At 64.4% G+C, this 18413-nt stretch carries 16 protein-coding genes and 1 pseudogene; 9 read left to right on the top strand and 8 right to left on the bottom strand.

From position 1 onward, the window contains the following. Positions 1 to 50 precede the first annotated feature (50 nt). The 4 genes and pseudogenes from AAE027_RS22395 (at position 51) to ftsZ (ending at position 3335) form a co-directional block, all read left to right on the top strand. Positions 51 to 1076 (top strand): hypothetical protein, encoded by a 1026-nt coding sequence (locus tag AAE027_RS22395; RefSeq protein WP_370989511.1) that lies wholly within the window; start codon positions 51 to 53, stop codon positions 1074 to 1076. A 140-nt stretch (positions 1077 to 1216) separates the two neighbouring features. Then, positions 1217 to 1387, top strand: a pseudogene (locus AAE027_RS22390) (DUF2235 domain-containing protein); the annotation flags it as partial. A gap of 123 nt (positions 1388 to 1510) precedes the next feature. Then, the gene (locus AAE027_RS22385; protein ID WP_370989510.1) at positions 1511 to 2023 is read left to right on the top strand and encodes a hypothetical protein; all 513 of its coding nucleotides are present in this window, start codon (positions 1511 to 1513) and stop codon (positions 2021 to 2023) included. Positions 2024 to 2075: 52 nt separating this feature from the next. After that, positions 2076 to 3335, top strand: coding sequence for a cell division protein FtsZ (gene ftsZ, locus AAE027_RS22380; RefSeq protein ID WP_370989509.1), 1260 nt, complete (start codon positions 2076 to 2078; stop codon positions 3333 to 3335). 347 nt (positions 3336 to 3682) lie between these two features. On the opposite strand, the gene AAE027_RS22375 is transcribed toward ftsZ, so the two are convergent. Then, on the bottom strand, positions 3683 to 4363 hold the full coding sequence (locus tag AAE027_RS22375) for a hypothetical protein (protein WP_370989507.1): 681 nt from the start codon (positions 4361 to 4363) through the stop codon (positions 3683 to 3685). 163 nt (positions 4364 to 4526) lie between these two features. Here AAE027_RS22375 and AAE027_RS22370 point away from each other — a divergent pair, with 163 nt between their 5' ends. After that, positions 4527 to 5858 (top strand): DUF2235 domain-containing protein, encoded by a 1332-nt coding sequence (locus tag AAE027_RS22370; protein ID WP_370989506.1) that lies wholly within the window; start codon positions 4527 to 4529, stop codon positions 5856 to 5858. Between the two features lie 446 nt (positions 5859 to 6304). Next, complete coding sequence (locus tag AAE027_RS22365) at positions 6305 to 6556, top strand: PilZ domain-containing protein (protein WP_091893446.1); 252 nt, start codon at positions 6305 to 6307, stop codon at positions 6554 to 6556. 179 nt (positions 6557 to 6735) lie between these two features. On the opposite strand, the gene AAE027_RS22360 is transcribed toward AAE027_RS22365, so the two are convergent. The 5 genes from AAE027_RS22360 to cobS all read right to left on the bottom strand — a co-directional run bounded on the left by AAE027_RS22360 (position 6736) and on the right by cobS (position 12866). Further along, positions 6736 to 7143, bottom strand: a complete 408-nt coding sequence (locus AAE027_RS22360) for a hypothetical protein (protein WP_370989505.1) — start codon at positions 7141 to 7143, stop codon at positions 6736 to 6738. A 235-nt stretch (positions 7144 to 7378) separates the two neighbouring features. Beyond that, positions 7379 to 8491 (bottom strand): NADH:flavin oxidoreductase/NADH oxidase, encoded by a 1113-nt coding sequence (locus AAE027_RS22355; protein ID WP_370989504.1) that lies wholly within the window; start codon positions 8489 to 8491, stop codon positions 7379 to 7381. Between the two features lie 229 nt (positions 8492 to 8720). Then, the gene (locus AAE027_RS22350; protein ID WP_370989502.1) at positions 8721 to 9812 is read right to left on the bottom strand and encodes an esterase-like activity of phytase family protein; all 1092 of its coding nucleotides are present in this window, start codon (positions 9810 to 9812) and stop codon (positions 8721 to 8723) included. Beyond that, on the bottom strand, positions 9809 to 11710 hold the full coding sequence (gene cobT, locus AAE027_RS22345; RefSeq protein WP_370989499.1) for a cobaltochelatase subunit CobT: 1902 nt from the start codon (positions 11708 to 11710) through the stop codon (positions 9809 to 9811). Before cobT ends, AAE027_RS22350 begins: the two co-directional genes overlap by 4 nt. 157 nt (positions 11711 to 11867) lie before the next feature. Then, complete coding sequence (gene cobS, locus AAE027_RS22340) at positions 11868 to 12866, bottom strand: cobaltochelatase subunit CobS (RefSeq protein WP_091893436.1); 999 nt, start codon at positions 12864 to 12866, stop codon at positions 11868 to 11870. A gap of 296 nt (positions 12867 to 13162) precedes the next feature. Here cobS and AAE027_RS22335 point away from each other — a divergent pair, with 296 nt between their 5' ends. Beyond that, positions 13163 to 13822, top strand: coding sequence for a DedA family protein (locus tag AAE027_RS22335; RefSeq protein WP_370989498.1), 660 nt, complete (start codon positions 13163 to 13165; stop codon positions 13820 to 13822). A 108-nt stretch (positions 13823 to 13930) separates the two neighbouring features. Here the strand turns inward: AAE027_RS22335 and AAE027_RS22330 are convergent, their stop codons facing one another. Further along, positions 13931 to 15232: a citrate/2-methylcitrate synthase gene (locus tag AAE027_RS22330; RefSeq protein WP_370989497.1), complete on the bottom strand. Its 1302-nt coding sequence runs from the start codon at positions 15230 to 15232 to the stop codon at positions 13931 to 13933. Positions 15233 to 15309: 77 nt separating this feature from the next. On the opposite strand from AAE027_RS22330, the gene AAE027_RS22325 reads away from it, so the two are divergent. Then, the gene (locus AAE027_RS22325; protein ID WP_370989496.1) at positions 15310 to 16404 is read left to right on the top strand and encodes a citrate synthase/methylcitrate synthase; all 1095 of its coding nucleotides are present in this window, start codon (positions 15310 to 15312) and stop codon (positions 16402 to 16404) included. 256 nt (positions 16405 to 16660) lie between these two features. Continuing rightward, on the top strand, positions 16661 to 17686 hold the full coding sequence (locus AAE027_RS22320) for an HWE histidine kinase domain-containing protein (protein ID WP_370989495.1): 1026 nt from the start codon (positions 16661 to 16663) through the stop codon (positions 17684 to 17686). A gap of 2 nt (positions 17687 to 17688) precedes the next feature. Here the strand turns inward: AAE027_RS22320 and AAE027_RS22315 are convergent, their stop codons facing one another. After that, positions 17689 to 18321: a J domain-containing protein gene (locus AAE027_RS22315; protein ID WP_091893426.1), complete on the bottom strand. Its 633-nt coding sequence runs from the start codon at positions 18319 to 18321 to the stop codon at positions 17689 to 17691. Positions 18322 to 18413 lie beyond the last annotated feature (92 nt).

Below are 18413 nucleotides of genomic sequence, written 5' to 3'. Positions count from 1 at the left end.
CGTCTATACCACCGTTAGCCACACTTCGATTGGACGCTCGCGCGCGATCAATGAAACCTGTCCGACGATCAATCGCACTGAACAAAATCTCAGAGCTCGCAAACCGCAGAACAGGGGCAAGCTACTACGATGCCATGGCAGCGGCGGTCGATAGGTTATTGGCACTCACGCAAGAATACGAGGCCACACCTCCATCGTACCGAGGTTATTTAGCCGTCGGCATATGCAGCTGCCTCGAAAGTCATATCAAGTATCTTTATGCCGCCGCAGCTGAGGGGTATGACGACCACCCCGAGGCTCTAAGAGAATTGTTCAAGGACGTACAAGTTGACATAGATACACTCATATCAACGACCACTCGGACCTTTGGTCTGGCGGACGTTGTTGCGGCCAATATCAAGGTATCGACGTTTTCTGCTTATCGGGAACGGGCTAGCCACCTCCTTAGTAGCTTTACGGGTAAACCGCACGACTTCCCATGGGACTTCGTGAAAGTGTTTGTTACAGGCGGCTCGCCCGAGCTCGATAAGGAGTATGCGAAAAAACTCGAACGGCTTGAACGTGTTTTCGACGCACGGAATCGATTTGTGCACGAGACCGATGTGTTGCCGCAGAAGGACACCGATCTGTCCGACAGTGATTTGCTCAAATGTGCGGAAGACGCGATCTCGTTAATGGAGCAACTGGAGAGACAATACGAGGAGATCGGAATGAATCCTCGCTTTGCTGCCATAAAAGAAGACGAAAACCTTGCTGCTGCAGCGACGAGAATTGAGGAAGAAATAGATCAATCGTTCGCGTGGATAAAGTCTCTTTGCGACGAACGTCAATACCCGAGTCTTGAGAGGTTCAGAGCAGCTTTTTCCGAATACATTTGGGCAAGATGCGACTTTCAGACGTCGGTATTCATCTCCCAACGGAGCGAGTGGACCACCAGTCAATTTTTGGATTTAGCTCCTGAATACCAGCGGTTACTTCGAGAAATGGGGTCGAAACAGAAGTACATGCTCTCGCAACACCCGATATCTGAACAGATTTCTGAAATCTTAGGAGAGACAACTCGACCTGATTCCTAGGTGATGTGCAGGTCGAACCGACCAGTGTTTCACAATCCTCTCCAGCTTATGTAGCCGGTAGTGAGAGCGGCAACCTTAGTCGCGATCCCTCCTTTCTCATTTTCCCCTATACTCGCCCCGGCAGCATCACTGGGAGGGGCATCCCATGGAGCCCGCAACGAAGCCCGAGCCCAAAAAACCTCATCATCTGCCGGCAACGAGATCAGCGAGAACATCTCCAACGTCCTGAATCTCTAGCGCCGCCTGCGCAAGACGGACAAGAGGCAGCCGCGGCAGATGGTCCTCTACGACCCCCCGTCGGCACCGTGACGACACTCGTAAACAGCACCCCTCGCGCGTTAACGGTCCATTAACCAACGCAGCCTAGCCTGCGGCAATCGTCCAGCCATCATTAGCTCGAAATGCCTTCCCGGTTCGCTCCAGGAGAAGCGCCGATGTGCGCTGAGTTGTTGACGTATGCCGATCTCAGTGCCCGGCTCGGTATCTCGCGAGAGGCCGCGCGTTCGCTGGCGAGACGCCGCCGGTTGCCGCGCGCGCGGTCGGAGGACGGCAAGGCCCTGGTGAGCGTTGATTTCTCCGAGCTCCGCTACACACCCCGCCCGCGACGCGGCCGCCGGGCCGACCCGATCGATGCCTCCCTGGCAAAGATCGAAGCCTTCAAGATCGAGGCCTTCAAGGCGGAGGTCGCGCGGCTCGAAGCAGTGGCAGCCAACACAAGGGCCGATTTCGAGCGCGAGCGCGAGCGTGCCGATCGGCTCAAAGTCGAGCTGATGCAGGCGGCCGCCGAGACGGCGGCAGCCAATGCCTGGGCGGCACGACTGGAAGACGAAGTGGCGGTTCTGCGGACCGGTGGCCGGGCGGGCGGCGCGATCGCGGGTCACGCCGCGCGTCGATTGGGACATCTGGCCGCGGCGATCGTGCAAGCAGACCGCGCGGCCTGCAGGTAGCACTCGAAAACTTTCTCCATCCCCGGCATGCCGGAGCAATCACGAGGGAAGCATGACTGGCATCACCGATATCCACGAAATGAAGGCCCGCATCGTCGTGTTCGGGGTCGGCGGCGCCGGCGGCAATGCGGTCAACAACATGATCACGGCCGGGCTGCAAGGGGTCGAGTTCGTGGTCGCCAATACCGACGCGCAGGCGCTGGCCATGTCGAAGGCGAGGCACCTGATCCAGCTCGGCACAAAGGTGACCGCAGGCCTCGGCGCCGGCTCGCAGCCGGAATTGGGACGCGCCGCAGCCGAAGAGGCGATCGATATGATCCGCGATCAATTGACCGGCGCACACATGGTGTTCGTGACGGCCGGCATGGGCGGCGGCACCGGCACCGGGGCTGCCCCCATCGTCGCCAGGGCCGCGCGCGAGCTCGGCATCCTCACGATCGGCGTGGTCACCAAGCCGTTCTACTTCGAGGGCCAGCGCCGCATGCGCTTTGCCGAAGCCGGCATCGAGGAGTTGCTGAAGACGGTCGACACCCTCTTGATCATCCCGAACCAGAACCTGTTCCGGGTGGCCAGCGACAAGACCACATTCGCCGACGCCTTCGCCCTCGCCGACCAGGTGCTTTATTCGGGCGTGGCCTGCATCAGCGACCTCATCGTCAAGGAAGGCCTGATCAATCTCGATTTTGCCGACGTCCTCTCCGTCATGAAGGAGAAGGGCAAGGCCATGATGGGACGGGGCGAGGCGTCCGGCGAGAAGCGCGTGCTTGCCGCCGCCGTGGCCGCGATCTCCAATCCATTGATCGAGAATCCCTCGATCAAACGCGCCAGTGGCCTCATCATCTCCATCACCGGCGGCAAGGATCTCATGCTGTACGAGGTCGACGAAGCCGCGACCCGCATTCGCGACGAGGCCGATCCGGACGCCAACATCATCGTCGGCGCGTCGTTTGACGACAGCCTCGAAGGCATCGTCCGCGTCTCGGTGGTGGCGACCGGTATAGACAATCTCGACCCGGCACCGCAGGCGCAACCGGTGGAAACCGCCCTGACGCAGCTCGCCGGCAGGCTGCGCAACGACGGCCGCCGCATCGCCGATCGCATCGAGCGCAGCGCCCCCCTTGCGCAAGTGGAAAGCCCGCCGCTTCGCCCGCAGCCGCACCACCCCGTGGGGCCACCGGCAAGGCCGAGCCTGGAATATGCGCGCCAGGCGGCCGACCGGCCGCTCGATCCCTACGGCCGCACCGCTGCGCGCAATGCGCCCGACGAGGCCGTTCTCGATATCCCCGCCTTCCTGCGCCGCGCCGCCAACTGAGCGGTGGCAGGACGGGGAGTTATTCGTTGCAATGCCGGACATGGACCGCTGCTACGCGGCTCCAACGCGCGGTGAAATCAGTCTTGTTCTCGCCACACACGGTGCGCTCCCTCTCCCGCTTGCGGGAGAGGGCAACCGCATATGACCATCAACAAGAGGTCGTCATGCCCGGGCTTGTCCCGGGCATCCACGTTCTTTGTGCTGCGGGGGTAAGGCGTGGATGGCCGGGACAAGCCCGGCCATGACGATGTCGAAACTTCAGCATCCCAAGCGCTCGCGTCATACGCGATTGCCCTGCGCTTGCGGAACCTGCAGACAAGCTTCTTAAGCTGCGCGACCCGCCAACTTCACGCGGCCGTGCTGCGCGGGCTCTCCGCTGTTTCCTTCTTGTCCGTCTCCTTGTCGCGAGACAGCCATGCTGGAAAACGAAGCAGGCGTTCGTTGCTGTCTTTCGGCAGCTCGATGGGCGGCGCTTCATTGGCCGAACTCGGCAGGTCCAGCGCGACGTGGCCTGTTCGCACCGCATCCGCGCGCTGATCCAGTTCGCGCAACAGGGGATCGAGCACGCTGTCGATTTCGGTCGCGACCGACACCAGGAAACTGTTGAGCTCGCGCGCCTCGGGCACGACTGCCGCAGCCGACTCGATCGCCTTGGAGAGACCATCGACGACGGGTGCAAACGCGCCGGCGGCTTGCTTGACTCGCGTTTTGATCGCTTCGATCTCGCACAAGACGCGCTCACGCTCCCGCCTTTTCTTCTCTTCCGAAAGGCGGGCTTCGATTTCGGCGATCTGGGCCGTCAGGGTCGTGGCTTCGGATGCGAGTGCATCGCGTCTTCCGCGCGCGCGATCGAGATCGCGGCTGAGATTGTCCACTAAGTCGTCCTTTCCAAACATGGCTTTGCTCCGTACGACAGCCGTTTTGGTCTGTAGGACGGCCTTGGCGCGAACCGCCAGCCTGGCAAGCGAACGAAAGGCTGGATCGGCCGAAACAGGCATCAATTTCGGTCGCGTCACATGGGCCGACATGGTGATCCCCCACTCGTCAACATTAGGCGACGGCATGGTTAACAAGTTGTTAATGTCAACAGATGAGAGATGGGGCAAAATGCCGGCGACGCCGCCTTCGGCTGCTCGCCGCCGTCCATTTCCGCTATACTCGCCCCGGTAGCATCACCTCGAGGCGCATCCCATGGAACCCGCCCACACCACCGCAGCCAAGCCCGAGCCGAAAAACGTCGTCATCTGCTGTGACGGCACCGGCAACGAGATCAGCGAGAACATCTCCAACGTCCTGAAGCTCTATCGCTGCCTGCGCAAGACCGACAAGACGCAGCCGCGGCAGATGGTGTTTTACGATCCCGGGGTCGGCACGGTGACGGAGCCGACGACGTGGAATCGCTGGAAGGCCAATATCAACCTGGTGCTGGGGCTCGCCACCGGCTATGGGCTCGATGACAACGTGCTCTCGGCCTATTGCTTCCTGGTTCAGCATTATACGCCGGGCGACAAGATCTATTTGTTCGGCTTCTCGCGCGGGGCCTATACCGTGCGGGTGCTGGCGGGGCTGATCCACAAGGTCGGCCTGATCTCGCCGGAGCAGGTGAACCTCGCCGGCTCGGGCCTCATCGCCTACAAGCAATATTCCGGCACCGGGCGCGGCAACGACATCGAGGACCTCACGGATATCGCGACCGACGAGAGCGGGCCGCTGCCGAAGGACCAATTCGATCTCGCCGCGCAGTTCGCGCGCATCACCTCGACGCGCTGGCCGACCATCCACTTCATCGGCGTCTGGGATACGGTGGCGAGCGTGATCGTGCCGCGCGCCGACCGGCTGTATTGGCCGAGCTTCGAGGAGCTCGCCTTCACGCTGCGCAATCCGAGCGTCAAAATCTTCCGGCAGGCGGTCGCGATCGACGAGCGGCGCTGCATGTTCCGCCTGAAGCAATACAGGGAGCCGCAGGAGTTCTGGAGCAATCGCTATGTGCCGGACGAGAAGAAGGTGCCGCAGGACATTCTGCAGGTGTGGTTCGCCGGCGTGCACAGCGACGTCGGCGGCGGCTATCCGGAAGCCGAGAGCGGGGAGTCGAAATATCCGCTGATCTGGATGATCGAGGAGGCCGCGAAGGCGGGGCTGAACTTCAACCCGCGTACCGTGAACCAGCTCGCCTTCGGCGTCCAGCGCAAGAACTCGCCGTTCAGCTATGTCGCGCCCGCCTTTACCGGCAAGACGGGCATGCTGCACGATTCCATGACGGCGGGCTGGCGGCTGCTGGAGTATTTGCCGAAGAGCGCGACGTACAAGGAATGGCCGGAGCGGAAGGTGGCGCTCGGCTTCTACATTCCCGATAGCGAGCCGCGCGTCATTCCCGAAGGCGCGCATGTGCATGAGAGCGTGGTGAAGCGGATGGCCGTGGAGCCGGACTATCGGCCGGTGAATCTGCCGAAAGATTTTGTGACGGTGCCGATGCCGGTGGGGCCGCAGCATACGGAGGTGGCGGGGGAGATGGAGGGGGTTTGAGGGGGGCTTCGCTCTCACCGCTCGTCATTGCGAGCGCAGCGAAGCAATCCAGACTGCCGCCGCGGAAGCAGTCTGGATTGCTTCGTCGCAAGAGCTCCTCGCAATGACGGTGGAAGAGGCAGGCGCGCGCTACGTACACCAGTGTCGTCCCGGCGAAGGCCGGGACCCATAACCACAGGCAGGAGTTTGGCGAAGACTGGTCGTTCGGGATTAGCACCACCGGCCATTGATAGACCTCGCGGTATGGGTCCCGGCCCCCGTGCGCAATTGCGCACTAGGCCGGGACGACGCGGAAATTGAGGCCCCGCCGCCCCACCCCGTTACCGCCGCTTTCTGCGTTCACTGCTACTTTTCATTAAAATTCTCCGCCCTGCCTTAGCGGGATCGCATCAACTCTGTTCCATCATCGGCTCCGATCCCCGCGAGACAGCGGAGCTGGAGGAGACGTGCCGCACTATCCGCGCAAATATGCCCGCGTGAAGCCTTCGGGGCTGGTGTCGCGCCAGGCCAAGATCATCACCGACCCGCGCGCGCCCGTGATTCCCTGCACGCTGATCGACTATTCGCCCGGCGGGGCCTGCGTCGATCTCGGCGGACAGGTGAGCATCCCCGATCGGTTCGAGCTGCTGCACGTCAACACCAAGAAGCGCTGCCGCATCGCCTGGAAGCGCGGAACGCGGGTGGGCGTGGTGTTTTAGGGACTGCGTGCTTACCCTCCCCTGGAGGGGGAGGGTCGGCTCATGTTGAGCGAAGCGAGACATGAGACGGGGTGGGGTGAAGGTCTCTCCACTTCACACGCTGCCCGTGAGGAGAGATCACCCCACCCCGCTCGCGCTTTGCGCGATCGACCTCCCCCTCCAGGGGAGGGTCAGAAAGCCTACTTCCGCATCCTGGCCTTCGCGCCCGCGACGATCTGCATGGCGACGCCGGCGGACCAGCCGAAGAGAGCAAGCCAGGCGAAGTTGATATGCGGATCGAGCCGGAGCACGATGACGGCGACGGAGGCGAGCGCGGTGAGCGTGGCGCAGAGCGTGCCGGCCGAGCTCAGAAATTCCGCGGCGTCGATGGCGTTGTGCGCATCGTCGAAGGGCATTTGCGGCGTGTCGATGCCGAGATAGAAGCCGATGAAGCCGAGCACCATCATCACCAGCAGGAAGCCCTGCGTGGTGAGCGAGGAGATCGCAGATCCCACATAGGCGCCGACGAACAATCCGCACGCCGCACCCGCCATCGCAAGACCCACGCGCTCGAACACATGGGCAGTTTTGCGAACACCAAAACGCATGGCCGGCCTCCGTGAGGCGTTGAGGAGACAGGTTAGGCCAGTTTTGGGGTGCGTGGAAGGCGAGGAGTTTTACGGATGCGTGAGTTTACTCCCTCTCCCCGTTCTTACGGGGAGAGGGTCGGGGTGAGGGGCCTCTCTCCTCACACGAGCGTAGCGCCGCACCTGTACCCCCTCACCCGGATCGCATCTGCGATGCGATCCGACCTCTCCCCGCAAGCGGGGAGAGGTGAAGAACTCACCGCGCCCCGAACGTGGTCCTGCCGAACAGCGCCTTTTGCGTCGAGGGCTGCGAGCGCCAATATTGCGGCGGGGCTTCGACCTCGCCGCCGACGTCCGCGGCGGCGTGCCAGGCCCAGCGGGGGTCGTAGAGCATGCCGCGGGCGAGCGCGACCATGTCGGCCTTGCCGCTGGCCACGATCTCTTCCGCCTGCCTGGCTTCGCTGATCAGGCCGACGGCGATGGTGGGCAATCCGGTCTCGCGCTTGATGGCTTCTGCAAATTGCACCTGATAGCCGGGGCCGAGCGGAATCTTCTGCAGCGGCGAGACGCCGCCCGAGGAGGCATCGATCCAGTCGATGCCGCGTGCCTTCAGCGCCTTTGCGAATTCGATGGTCTGCGCCAGATCCCAGCCGCCCTCGACCCAGTCGGTCGACGACACCCGCATGCCGACCGGCTTGTCGGCGGGGAATGCGGCGCGCACCGCGTCGAACACCTCGAGCGGAAAGCGCATGCGGTTCTCGAGCGAGCCGCCATAGACGTCGGTGCGCCTGTTCGAGATCGGCGACAGGAACTGGTGCAGGAGATAGCCGTGCGCGCCGTGGACCTCGATGGCATCGATGCCGAGCCGCGCGGCGCGCTTGGTGCAATCGACGAAGGCCTCGCGGATGCGCTTGAGGCCGGCGGCGTCGAGCGCGAGCGGAGCGGCCTCGCCCTCCTTGTGCGGCACGGCTGACGGGCCGACCGCCTGCCAGCCGCCGTGCTCGACCGGAATCAGCTGGCCGCCCTCCCAGGGCCGCGCGCTCGAGGCTTTGCGGCCGGCATGGGCAAGCTGCATCCCGATCGCGGTGGAGGAATGCTTGCGCACCGAATGGAGGATCGGCTTCAAGGCGGCTTCGCAGGCATCGCTGTAGAGCCCGAGGCAGCCCGCCGTGATGCGGCCGATCGCCTCGACATGCGTCGCCTCGATGCAGAACATCGCCGCGCCCGACAGGCTGAGATTGTTGATGTGGGTGAAGTGCCAATCCGTGGCCACGCCGTCATCGGCCGAATATTGGCACATCGGCGACACCACGACGCGGTTCTTCAACGTCAGTCCGCGCAGCTTGATCGGGGAAAACAGGGCGCTCATGCGGGAGTTCCGGGAGGATGGAGGATGCTGCAGGGAGTGTAGTGAGGGAAACGCGGATTGCTAGGCGCGCGGCGGGAATGGGGACTGGAGGGGCCATGCATTGCGGTGTTGGCTTGGTGCGAGCCTGCCTCCCAGCGTCATTGCGAGCGCAGCGAAACAATCCAGAATCTCTCCGCGGAGGCAGACTGGATTGCTTCGCTGCGCTCGCAATGACGGAGGAGAGACCGCGCTACTCCACCAGCGTGAACTGCAGCAACAATGTCCGCTGCAGCATCGAGAAGTTGTCGTCGGAGATCAGGGTCAGCACGGTGTCGCCCTCGGCCGTGACATGGGCGTCGATGCCTTCCATGTTGTCGATCTCGTGGCCGAGATCGGCGGAAAACAGCGTGAGGCCGTCGACCAGCGCACCCGGCGCGATCGACTTCAGCGGGATCGCGCGGATGCGGATGTTGACACCGGTGAACCAGGAGAATTTGCGTTCGAGGATGAGGAGATCGCCAGACGGCAGCAGCACCGCGTCGCTGATGTCGAAGTTTTCGGAGCGCCGCACGCTGAACTGGCCCGGCGTCGGGCCGCCGATCAGGAACGCGACGAGATTGCCGTCGGCGTCGAGCCCGCGCTCGGAGAAGGCGATCAGCGTGCCCGCGAGCACCTGACCTTGGCCTTTGGGAACGACGACGAGCGCCTCCAGCCCCTTGTTGTAGGGCAACTTGCGGACCGCAGGCGGCACCGCGATCACCTCGCCGCGGGCGCGGGTGCCGCCCTTGGCGAAATCATAGCGCAGGATCTGGTTGACGCGCTCGAGCCCGACATAGACGAGGTTGCCGTCGCGCGCGAGCGACTCGCTGTCGTACCAGAGCCGCTTATCCGTGATCGGCCGCCCGTCCGCGCCCAGCAGCGGCGCGGCCTCGACGTCCGCGAGCCCAACCATCTCGCGGCCGGAATAGCGGATGGCGCCGGTGAACCAGCCGCCCTGGTCGGAGATCGCGAGGAAGCGCTCGCCCTTGCCGTCGAGGAAGCGGAGGCCGGACAGGCCGCCGAAGCCGCGATAGGGCGAGGTCAGCACCAGGCCGCTGCGAAAATCCAGCGAGCCGAAGCGCGTGCGCGAACGGTCGCGCGGCTCGAAATTGGGAATGCTGCGCGCGTTGACCTCGACGCTGACGGGCGCAGCGACGGCGTGGTCGAGCTGGAGGGCGCGCGGCGGCGGCTCGGTCGCGGGCTGCAACTGCGCCTGCGCCCGCGCCAATCGCGGCATCGTCAGAATGGAAAATCCCGCCGCCGCGTGGCCGAGAAAGCTGCGGCGGGATTGATGGTTGCTCACGAATGCAATTTGCGGCGCGGCCGGCCGGGCGCTTGCGTCGGCGCGGTGTTGGTCTCGCTGAAGAGTTCGGCGAGCTTCTCGGTGATGGCGCCGCCGAGCTCCTCGGCGTCGACGATCGTCACCGCGCGGCGATAATAGCGCGTCACGTCATGACCGATGCCGATCGCGATCAGCTCGACCGGCGAGCGGGTCTCGATCTCCTCGATGATGTGGCGCAGGTGCCGCTCGAGATAATTGCCGGGATTGACCGACAGCGTGGAATCGTCGACCGGCGCGCCGTCCGAGATCATCATCAGGATCTTGCGCTGCTCGGGCCGGCCGAGCAGGCGCTTGTGCGCCCAGTCCAGCGCCTCGCCGTCGATATTCTCCTTCAGGAGGCCCTCGCGCATCATCAGGCCGAGATTCTTTCGCGCACGGCGCCACGGCGCATCCGCCGATTTGTAGATGATGTGGCGGAGATCGTTGAGGCGGCCGGGATTGGCCGGCTTGCCGGCGGCCAGCCAGGCTTCGCGCGATTGCCCGCCCTTCCAGGCGCGCGTGGTGAAGCCGAGAATCTCGACCTTGACGCCGCAACGCTCCAGCGTGCGCGCGAGAATGTCGGCGCAGGTCGCGGCGACCGTGATCGGGCGTCCGCGCATCGAGCCGGAATTGTCGAGCAGCAACGTCACTACGGTGTCGCGGAACGTCGCCTCCTTCTCGTGCATGAAGGACAGCGGGTGATAGGGATCAGTGACGACGCGCGACAGCCGCGCGGGATCAAGGATGCCCTCTTCGAGGTCGAACTCCCAGGCGCGGTTCTGCTGCGCCATCAGGCGGCGCTGCAGCCGGTTGGCGAGGCGAGCGACGATGCCTTGCAGATGCGCGAGCTGCTTGTCGAGATAGGCGCGCAGACGCTCCAGCTCGTCATGGTCGCAGAGATCCTCGGCCGCGATGACCTCGTCGAATTTCGGCGCGAAGGCGTGATATTCCGGCCCGCGCGGCTCATTGGCCCCGCGCGAATTCGGCCGCGTCGCCTCGCCCGGCGTCTCGTCGTCGCCGAGTTCGCCGTCGTCGAACGTATCCGAGGTCGAGGCCTGCGCGCTTTCCATCGCGCTCTCGCTCATCTCCTCCGAGGTCGCCTGCGCCTGGTCGGCGCTCATCTCTTGCGCGGCGTCGGAATCGGGCGAGCCCTCGGCGCCGGACTGGTCGTTGTCGCCGTCCTGGTTCTCGTCGTTCTCGTCATTGTCCTCGGTATCGGCGTTGCGCTCGTCGCCGAGCTCGAGCGCCGAGAGCAGATCATGCACGGCATCGCCGAACCGGGTCTGGTCCTCGAGGACGCCATCGAGCCGGTCGAGCCGCCTGCCGATCTTGTCTTCGAGAATCGGACGCCAGAGATCGACCATCTTCTTCGCTGCCGTGGGCGGCGCCATGCCGGTCAGGCGCTCGCGCACCAGCATCGCCAGCGCATCGGCGAGCGGCGCATCGGCGCGGTCGGTGATCTCGTCGAACTTGCCGCGATGGAAGTGATCGTCGAGCATCGCGGTGAGATTTTTGGCAACACCCGCCATGCGGCGCGCGCCGATCGCCTCCACCCGCGCCTGCTCCACCGCCTCGAACACGCCCCGCGCCTGCGGATTGCCCGGCATCAGCTTGCGATGAACTTTCGGATCGTGACAGGCGAGCTTGAGCGCGATGGAATCGGCATGGCCGCGCACGATCGCCGCATCACGCCTAGTCATCTTGCGCGCAGGCTCGGGCAGCCGCGCCTTGCCGGGCGCAAGGCCCGGGCGCTCGGCCGCAAATGAGATGTCGAGCTCGGGCGATTTCGCGATCGCCTTCAGGCAGGAGGCGACCGAGCGCTTGAACGGCTCGGTCGGCGCTTCCTTGTTGCTGCGGAATTTGGAGTTGGAGGTGGTCATATCACCTTAATCCGTCGTCCCGGCGAAAGCCGGGACCCATAACCACCGGCCGTCGTTGGGTCAGGAAACTATCAGCGTCGCTTCAATCGAGACATCACGCGGTATGGGTCCCGGCTCCCGTGCGCAATTGCGCACTAGGCCGGGACGACATCAAACCTCAGCTCAGCGCCACGTTCACCGCCGATTCCGGCAGCTCCGCGTTGAAGCAGCGCTGGTAGAACTCGGCGACCAGCGGACGCTCGAGCTCGTCGCATTTGTTGAGGAAGGTGACGCGGAAGGCGAAGCCGATATCGCCGAAGATGTCGGAGTTCTCCGCCCAGGTGATCACCGTGCGCGGGCTCATCACCGTCGACAGATCGCCGTTGGCGAAGGCGTTGCGGGTGAGATCAGCGAGGCGCACCATCTTGTTGACGATGTCGCGGCCCTCCTGAGTGCGATAGTGCTTGGCCTTGGCCAGCACGATCTCCACTTCCTCGTCATGGCTGAGATAGTTCAGCGTGGTGACGATCGACCAGCGGTCCATCTGGCCCTGGTTGATCTGCTGGGTGCCGTGATAGAGGCCCGAGGTGTCGCCGAGGCCAACGGTATTCGCCGTGGCGAACAGGCGGAACGCCGGATGCGGCTTGATCACCTTGTTCTGGTCCAAGAGCGTCAGGCGGCCGGAGACCTCCAGCACGCGCTGGATCACGAACATCACGTCCGGGCGGCCGGCGTCGTATTCGTCGAACACCAGCGCGACGTTGTTCTGCAGCGCCCAGGGCAAGATGCCGTCGCGGAATTCGGTGACCTGCTTGCCGTCCTTGACCACGATCGAGTCCTTGCCGACGAGGTCGATACGGCTGATGTGGCTGTCGAGGTTGACGCGCACGCAGGGCCAGTTCAGGCGCGCGGCGACCTGCTCGATATGGGTGGATTTGCCGGTGCCATGATAGCCCGTCACCATCACGCGGCGGTTCTTGGCAAAGCCGGCGAGAATGGCGAGCGTGGTGGCGCGGTCGAAGCGGTAATCGGAATCCACTTCGGGCACATGAGGATCGACTTCGGAATAGGCCGGGACTTCGAGATCGCTGTCGATCCCGAACACCTGGCGCACCGACACTTTCATGTCGGGCTGACCGGAAACTTCCTCAACTTTGGACAGGGCGGCGGTCGTCATCAATCCTCCGAGGTCCCGGGCGGTCCCGAAACCGGTTATTCGCACGTTGGCTGCGGCTGGGTGCTGAAAATCAACCTATCAGAGACAAGTGGCCGGCAGAAGCCCGCCCACCAATCAAAGTTCCATTGTCTTTTCATTTAGATAGGCAAGGAACGCAGTTTTTGGAGGGCTGCCTTGCGAATCACGCTCGAATTCCGGGCGGTTGACGCCTCTGCCTGCGTGGATGGCACTGTTGCCGCATGTGCTTACCTATGTAGGGTCTGAATTCCAGTACTCCAGCCCGCTACAGAGACGACGTGACATCCTTCCTCGATCCCCTCATCGCCTTCGTCTCGGCCCATGCGTGGCTGGCCTATCTGACCCTGTTCCTGGCGGCGCTGCTCGAAGCGGTGCCGGTCGTGGGGTCGGTGATCCCCGGCTCGACCATCATCCTGGCGCTGAGCGCGCTGGTTCCGGGCGGCGAGCTGAAGCTGCCCTGGGTGCTGCTGGCGGCCGCACTCGGCGCGGTGCTCGGGGACGGATCGGCCTATTGGATCGGGCACCGGCAGCAACGGGAGATCCTCAACACCTGGCCGCTGACCAACTATCCGCGCCTGGTCGCGCAGAGCGAGAGCTTCTTCCATCGCTTCGGCACCTGGGCGGTGTTCTTCGCCCGCTTCGTACCCCCGATCCGCGCCTTCGTGCCCGTTACCGCCGGTGCGCTCGGCATGCCGCCGGCGAAGTTTTACGCAGTGAACATCCCGGCGATCCTGGCCTGGGCCCCCGCGCATGTGCTGCCGGGCGTGCTGGCGGTCTCAGCGCTGCATGAATATGCCGGGCTGCACCACCATGGGCATGTCGGCAAGCACATCTGGATTTTGACCGTGGTGGCCGTGGCGATCGTGGTGGGCGTCGGGCTCTGGTTCATCCGCCGAAGGCACGGCAGCGGTGTCGCGGAAGCGAAGCCGCGGGGTTAGATCTTACCCTCCCCTGGAGGGGGAGGGTCGGCTCACATGAAGCGAAGCGGAATGTGAGACGGGGTGGGGTGACGGTCTCTCCGCATTGGCACTGTCCGAATGGAGAGATCACCCCACCCCGCTCGCGCTGCGCGCGATCGACCCTCCCCCTCCAGGGGAGGGTGAAGGCGCGCTCCTGGTTAGGTCTTCGACTCCAACACCCCCCGCCCTCCGTCCCGGTGCGGGCCCCACATACCTTGCCCGCGGCCTGATCAGCTTGCCGAACTGCAATTGCTCGCTGGCATGGGCGATCCAGCCGACGCTGCGGGCCATCGCGAACAAAGCGAGCTCGCTGCCGACGGGCAGGCGCAGGGCGTGCACGAGCACGGCGAGTGCGTAGTCGATGTTGACAAACTCCCCGGTCGCCTCCGCGATCCGCTCCGGCACCTCGCGGGTGAACTTTCGCGGTGCGCCGGCGCGCGACAAGGCATTCAGCAGCGATTGCGCGCGGGGATCGCCGCGCTTGTAGACGCCATGGCCGAAGCCGGCAAAGCGCTCGCCGAGCGCGACGCGCTCGCGCACCATCGGCTCGACGTCGCGATCGATCAGCGTCTTCACGAGTTGCGAGGCCAGCACGCCGGCGCCGCCATGCTTGGGCCCTTTCAGCGCGGCGAGGCCGGCGATCACTGCGTCATAGAGATTGAGACCGGTCGAGGCGGCACAGCGCGCGGTGAAGGTCGAGGCGTTCAATTCATGGTCGGCGAGCAGCACCAGCGCGCGGCGGATCAGATCGGGAGCATGCTTGTTGTCAGCCGCCCACGCTTTCGCAACCTGCTGATGCAGCGGTTCGGCCGATGGCTCGGCATTGAGCATGGTCGCGACCAGCAGGCGGACGATGCGCGCGCCGACCATGGCGCGGCCATCGGGCGCGCGGGTGAAGGCGCGAGGATCGGCGCTCGCGGCCAGCGCGAGCACAGCGATGGCGCGGTCGATCGGCGCCGCCCGCCGCGCGGCCTGCCCGATCGTCCGCATCTCCTCGGAAAGAAGGGGCTGATTGTCCTGATCAAACGGATCGACGCCGGAGACGTCCCACAGCAGCGTCGCCGTGTGCTCCAGCGTGTCGTTCTCGGCGAGATCGACGCAGTTGACCCCGCGGTAGATCGCGCCCTCCTCGGTGATGGTCGAAATCTCCGTATCCATCACCGGCAGGTCGGCGTCGAAGCTGCGCAGACCCCTTGGCTCCGGCGACGGCACCCGGCGTTCCTTCAGCGCGCGGACGTCCTCGGCACGGTAGCGGTTTTTTCGCGAGTCCGGTGTCGGCTCGGAGCGGATCAGGCCGCGGCTGACATAGGCGTAGAGCGTGGCCGGCGAGATCGCGAGCTCGGCGGCGGCTTCCCGGGCGGAGAGGTAGAGCTCGCTGGAATTTTTCATATTGATTTATGTAATCAAGATTGATCAATCTGTCGAGAGGCCCGACCTTTCCCATGCGTCAAACAGGAGATTGGGCCATGAACATCCACCTCACCAAAAGCCAGATCGGGCTGCACGGCGTTCCCGCGGCGGAGACCGTGCTGAGCCATGTCGATGGCGAGCGCGGCGAGCTGATCATCGCCGGCGAGCATGTCGGCAGCCTCGCCGCCAAATCGAGCTTCGAGGGCGTCACCGCCCGGCTCTGGAACGGCGCCAGCAAGACCAGCTTAAGCGAAGCCAATGTGCGGGCGAGCCTGGGTGCCGCGCGCGAGCGCGCCTTCGCGCGATTGCCGGACCTGTTGCCGGCGACACAGGGCATGGGCATCGTCGACGGGTTTCGCGCGGCAGTCGCGGGACTGCGCGCCGAACATGGCCTGGAGCACGAAGCGACCATCGTCGGCGCGTTTCCGGTCATCGCCGGCGCGCTGGTCCGCCGCGCAAAAGGGCTCGAGCCGGTCGCGCCCGATCCCAGCGTGAGCCACGCCGCCGACACGCTGCGCATGCTGCACGGGCGGGCGCCTGCAGCGCGCGAGGTCACCGCGCTCGATGCCTATCTCGTCACCGTCTGCGACCACGGCATGAATGCCTCGACCTTCACGACCCGCGTGGTGGCCTCGACGCAAGCCGATCTGTTCGCCGCCGTGACCGCGGGCTATTGCGCGCTCACCGGCCCCTTGCATGGCGGCGCGCCGGAGCCGGTGCTTGAGATGCTCGATGCGATCGGCTCGCGCGAACGCATCCAGAGCTGGGTAGATGCGGCGCTGGCACGCGGCGAGCGGATGATGGGCTTTGGTCACCGCGTCTATCGCGTGCGCGACCCGCGTGCCGACGTGCTGAAGACCGCGATCGAGGCACTGGCTTCCAATGGCGCCGACCTGCCCTTTGCCGGCGAGGTCGAGGCGTATATCCGTAGCGCGCTGCGCAAGAAGAACCCAGACCGGCCGCTGGAGACCAATGTCGAGTTCTTCACCGCCATCCTGCTCGATGCACTCGCAATTCCGAGGCAGGCCTTTACGCCGATCTTCGCGGTGGCGCGTGCGGCAGGATGGACCGCGCATGCGCGCGAGCAGCAGCGCACGGGACGGCTGATCCGGCCGAGTTCGTCCTATGTGGGGGCCATGCCGAAGGAATGATGAAGTAGCCTGGATGGAGCGAAGCGAAATCCGGGAAAGTCGCTTGTGTGAGAAAGACCCGGATTACGCTGACGCTCCATCCAGGCTACGCGGCTGAGGACTAAGAGAGAGGCGACAGCGGAGCTCCCACTCCGCTATCGTGCAAGCGAAGTTCTGATCTACGACAGGTTGAGGAGGGTCTATACGTCTCCGACGAGCACTGTGGAACGAATGCGCGGCCGGCGAATTGCCTGAGCTGGCCCCGCAGAGGAACGCGATGCTGGACTTGCTTGGACATTCGGACGAGGCCAGGATCGGCGAGATCGCGAGGCAAGCAGCGAGCAGGAGCGCTGGCGGCGCGGATTCCGAGAGGCGATTCCGGGACTTGCTCCAGGCGCTGCCCGCCGCGATCTATACGACCGACGCAGAAGGCCGCATCACCTTCTTCAATCAAGCCTGCATCGATTTTGCCGGACGGACGCCAGAGGTCGGCGCGATGTGGTGCGTGACATGGAAGCTCTCTCTGCCCGACGGCACGCCGCTCCCCCATGATGAGTGCCCCATGGCAATCGCGCTCAAGCAGAACCGGCCGGTGCGCGACGTCGAGGCCGTGGCCGAACGGCCGGACGGCTCACGGATTTGCTTCATGCCATATCCGACGCCGCTGCGCGACGAACGCGGCCGACTGGTCGGCGCGGTGAACATGCTGGTCGACATCACGGCTCGCAAGCAGGCCGAGCAGCGGATGATGCTCCTCGCCTACGAGGTCGATCATCGTTCGAACAATCTGCTCGCGGTGACGCAGGCGATACTGCGGCTGACGAAGGCCGAGACCGCTGCAGAATTCCAGGCCGCGTTTCAAGGCCGACTCAGTGCGCTTGCCAACGTGCAGAGGCTGTTCTCGGCGTCGCGCTGGACCGGCGCGAGTCTGAAGACCATCGTCGAAGACGAACTCCGGCCCTACGGCGAACGTATCAGCATCACTGGAGACGACATCCGGCTGCCGGCGACGCTCGCCCAATCGATCGCGGTCGCCGTGCACGAGCTTGCGACCAACGCCGCCAAATACGGGTCGCTATCGACGCCTTCGGGCCGGCTGGAGATCCGCTGGGAGACCAATGGTGCAGAACCTCTGGTGCTGCACTGGTCGGAGCGCGGCGGTCCCAGGGTCGACGAGCCGCCGACGCGCAAGGGCTTTGGCATCGGCGCGGTCGATGGCATCATCCGCACCTTGCGCGGACGGGTGACCCGGTGGTGGAAGCCGGAAGGACTGGTTTGCGAACTGTCCTTCCCGGAGGCGTAGCCTTACGCCTCCCGCACCACCGTCTTCAGATAATTATACGCCTTGATGATCTCGATCAGGCGGTCTTCGGTCGAGCGGTCGCCGCCATTGGCATCGGGGTGATGCTGCTTCACCAGGGCCTTGTACTTGGTCTTGACGTCGGCGAGCGTGGCGTCGGGGCCGAGGCCCATGACCTGGAGCGCCTTGCGCTCGGCGTTCATCACCTTGCGCGTCTCGGCCTTGGGCTGAGCCTCGGGACCGCGGCGCCAGCTGGCGCGGCCGTTGATCTCACTGAACATGCTGAACGGATCGAAGGCGCCATCGATCTCGGCTTCCGAAGCTTTCTTGCCGCCGTTGGCGCCCATCTTCCAGGTCGGTCGGTGGCCGGTCAGCGCATCCTTCTGGTAGCGCGCGACCGCATCGGCATTCATGCCGGAGAAGAAATTGTAGTTCTGGTTGTACTCGCGGACATGCTCCAGGCAGAAGTGCCAGTACTCGCGCGAATTCTCGCGCCCCTTCGGCGCGCGGTGGCTGCCCTTGTTCTGGCAGCCGGTCCATTCGCAGGCGACCACGGTCTCGCGCGGCTTCGCTTCCGGCTGCTTGCCGCGCGGCTTGACGCGGATGGAGTCGAAGAACTTTGATGAATCGATCGGCATGGCTGACTTTGACTACGCAATGCAAAAACCTTCAAGTCTTGACATTGCAATTAGCTAGAAACCCGGTCGCAATTACCTGGGACTCCCGGGTA

The sequence above is a fragment of the Bradyrhizobium sp. DN3 genome (assembly GCF_041357655.1).
Lineage (GTDB): Bacteria > Pseudomonadota > Alphaproteobacteria > Rhizobiales > Xanthobacteraceae > Bradyrhizobium.
This window is presented reverse-complemented; position numbering and strand designations above follow the sequence as displayed.

What these genes read in the sequence shown, in the direction of transcription:
- AAE027_RS22395 (WP_370989511.1), top strand. Translation starts at nt 51, where the DNA reads ATGAAACCTGTCCGACGATCAATCGCACTGAACAAAATCTCAGAGCTC.
- AAE027_RS22385 (WP_370989510.1), top strand. Translation starts at nt 1,511, where the DNA reads ATGTGCGCTGAGTTGTTGACGTATGCCGATCTCAGTGCCCGGCTCGGT.
- ftsZ (WP_370989509.1), top strand. Translation starts at nt 2,076, where the DNA reads ATGACTGGCATCACCGATATCCACGAAATGAAGGCCCGCATCGTCGTG.
- AAE027_RS22375 (WP_370989507.1), bottom strand. Translation starts at nt 4,363, where the DNA reads ATGTCGGCCCATGTGACGCGACCGAAATTGATGCCTGTTTCGGCCGAT.
- AAE027_RS22370 (WP_370989506.1), top strand. Translation starts at nt 4,527, where the DNA reads ATGGAACCCGCCCACACCACCGCAGCCAAGCCCGAGCCGAAAAACGTC.
- AAE027_RS22360 (WP_370989505.1), bottom strand. Translation starts at nt 7,143, where the DNA reads ATGCGTTTTGGTGTTCGCAAAACTGCCCATGTGTTCGAGCGCGTGGGT.
- AAE027_RS22355 (WP_370989504.1), bottom strand. Translation starts at nt 8,491, where the DNA reads ATGAGCGCCCTGTTTTCCCCGATCAAGCTGCGCGGACTGACGTTGAAG.
- cobT (WP_370989499.1), bottom strand. Translation starts at nt 11,710, where the DNA reads ATGACCACCTCCAACTCCAAATTCCGCAGCAACAAGGAAGCGCCGACC.
- cobS (WP_091893436.1), bottom strand. Translation starts at nt 12,866, where the DNA reads ATGACGACCGCCGCCCTGTCCAAAGTTGAGGAAGTTTCCGGTCAGCCC.
- AAE027_RS22330 (WP_370989497.1), bottom strand. Translation starts at nt 15,232, where the DNA reads ATGAAAAATTCCAGCGAGCTCTACCTCTCCGCCCGGGAAGCCGCCGCC.
- AAE027_RS22325 (WP_370989496.1), top strand. Translation starts at nt 15,310, where the DNA reads ATGAACATCCACCTCACCAAAAGCCAGATCGGGCTGCACGGCGTTCCC.
- AAE027_RS22320 (WP_370989495.1), top strand. Translation starts at nt 16,661, where the DNA reads ATGCTGGACTTGCTTGGACATTCGGACGAGGCCAGGATCGGCGAGATC.
- AAE027_RS22315 (WP_091893426.1), bottom strand. Translation starts at nt 18,321, where the DNA reads ATGCCGATCGATTCATCAAAGTTCTTCGACTCCATCCGCGTCAAGCCG.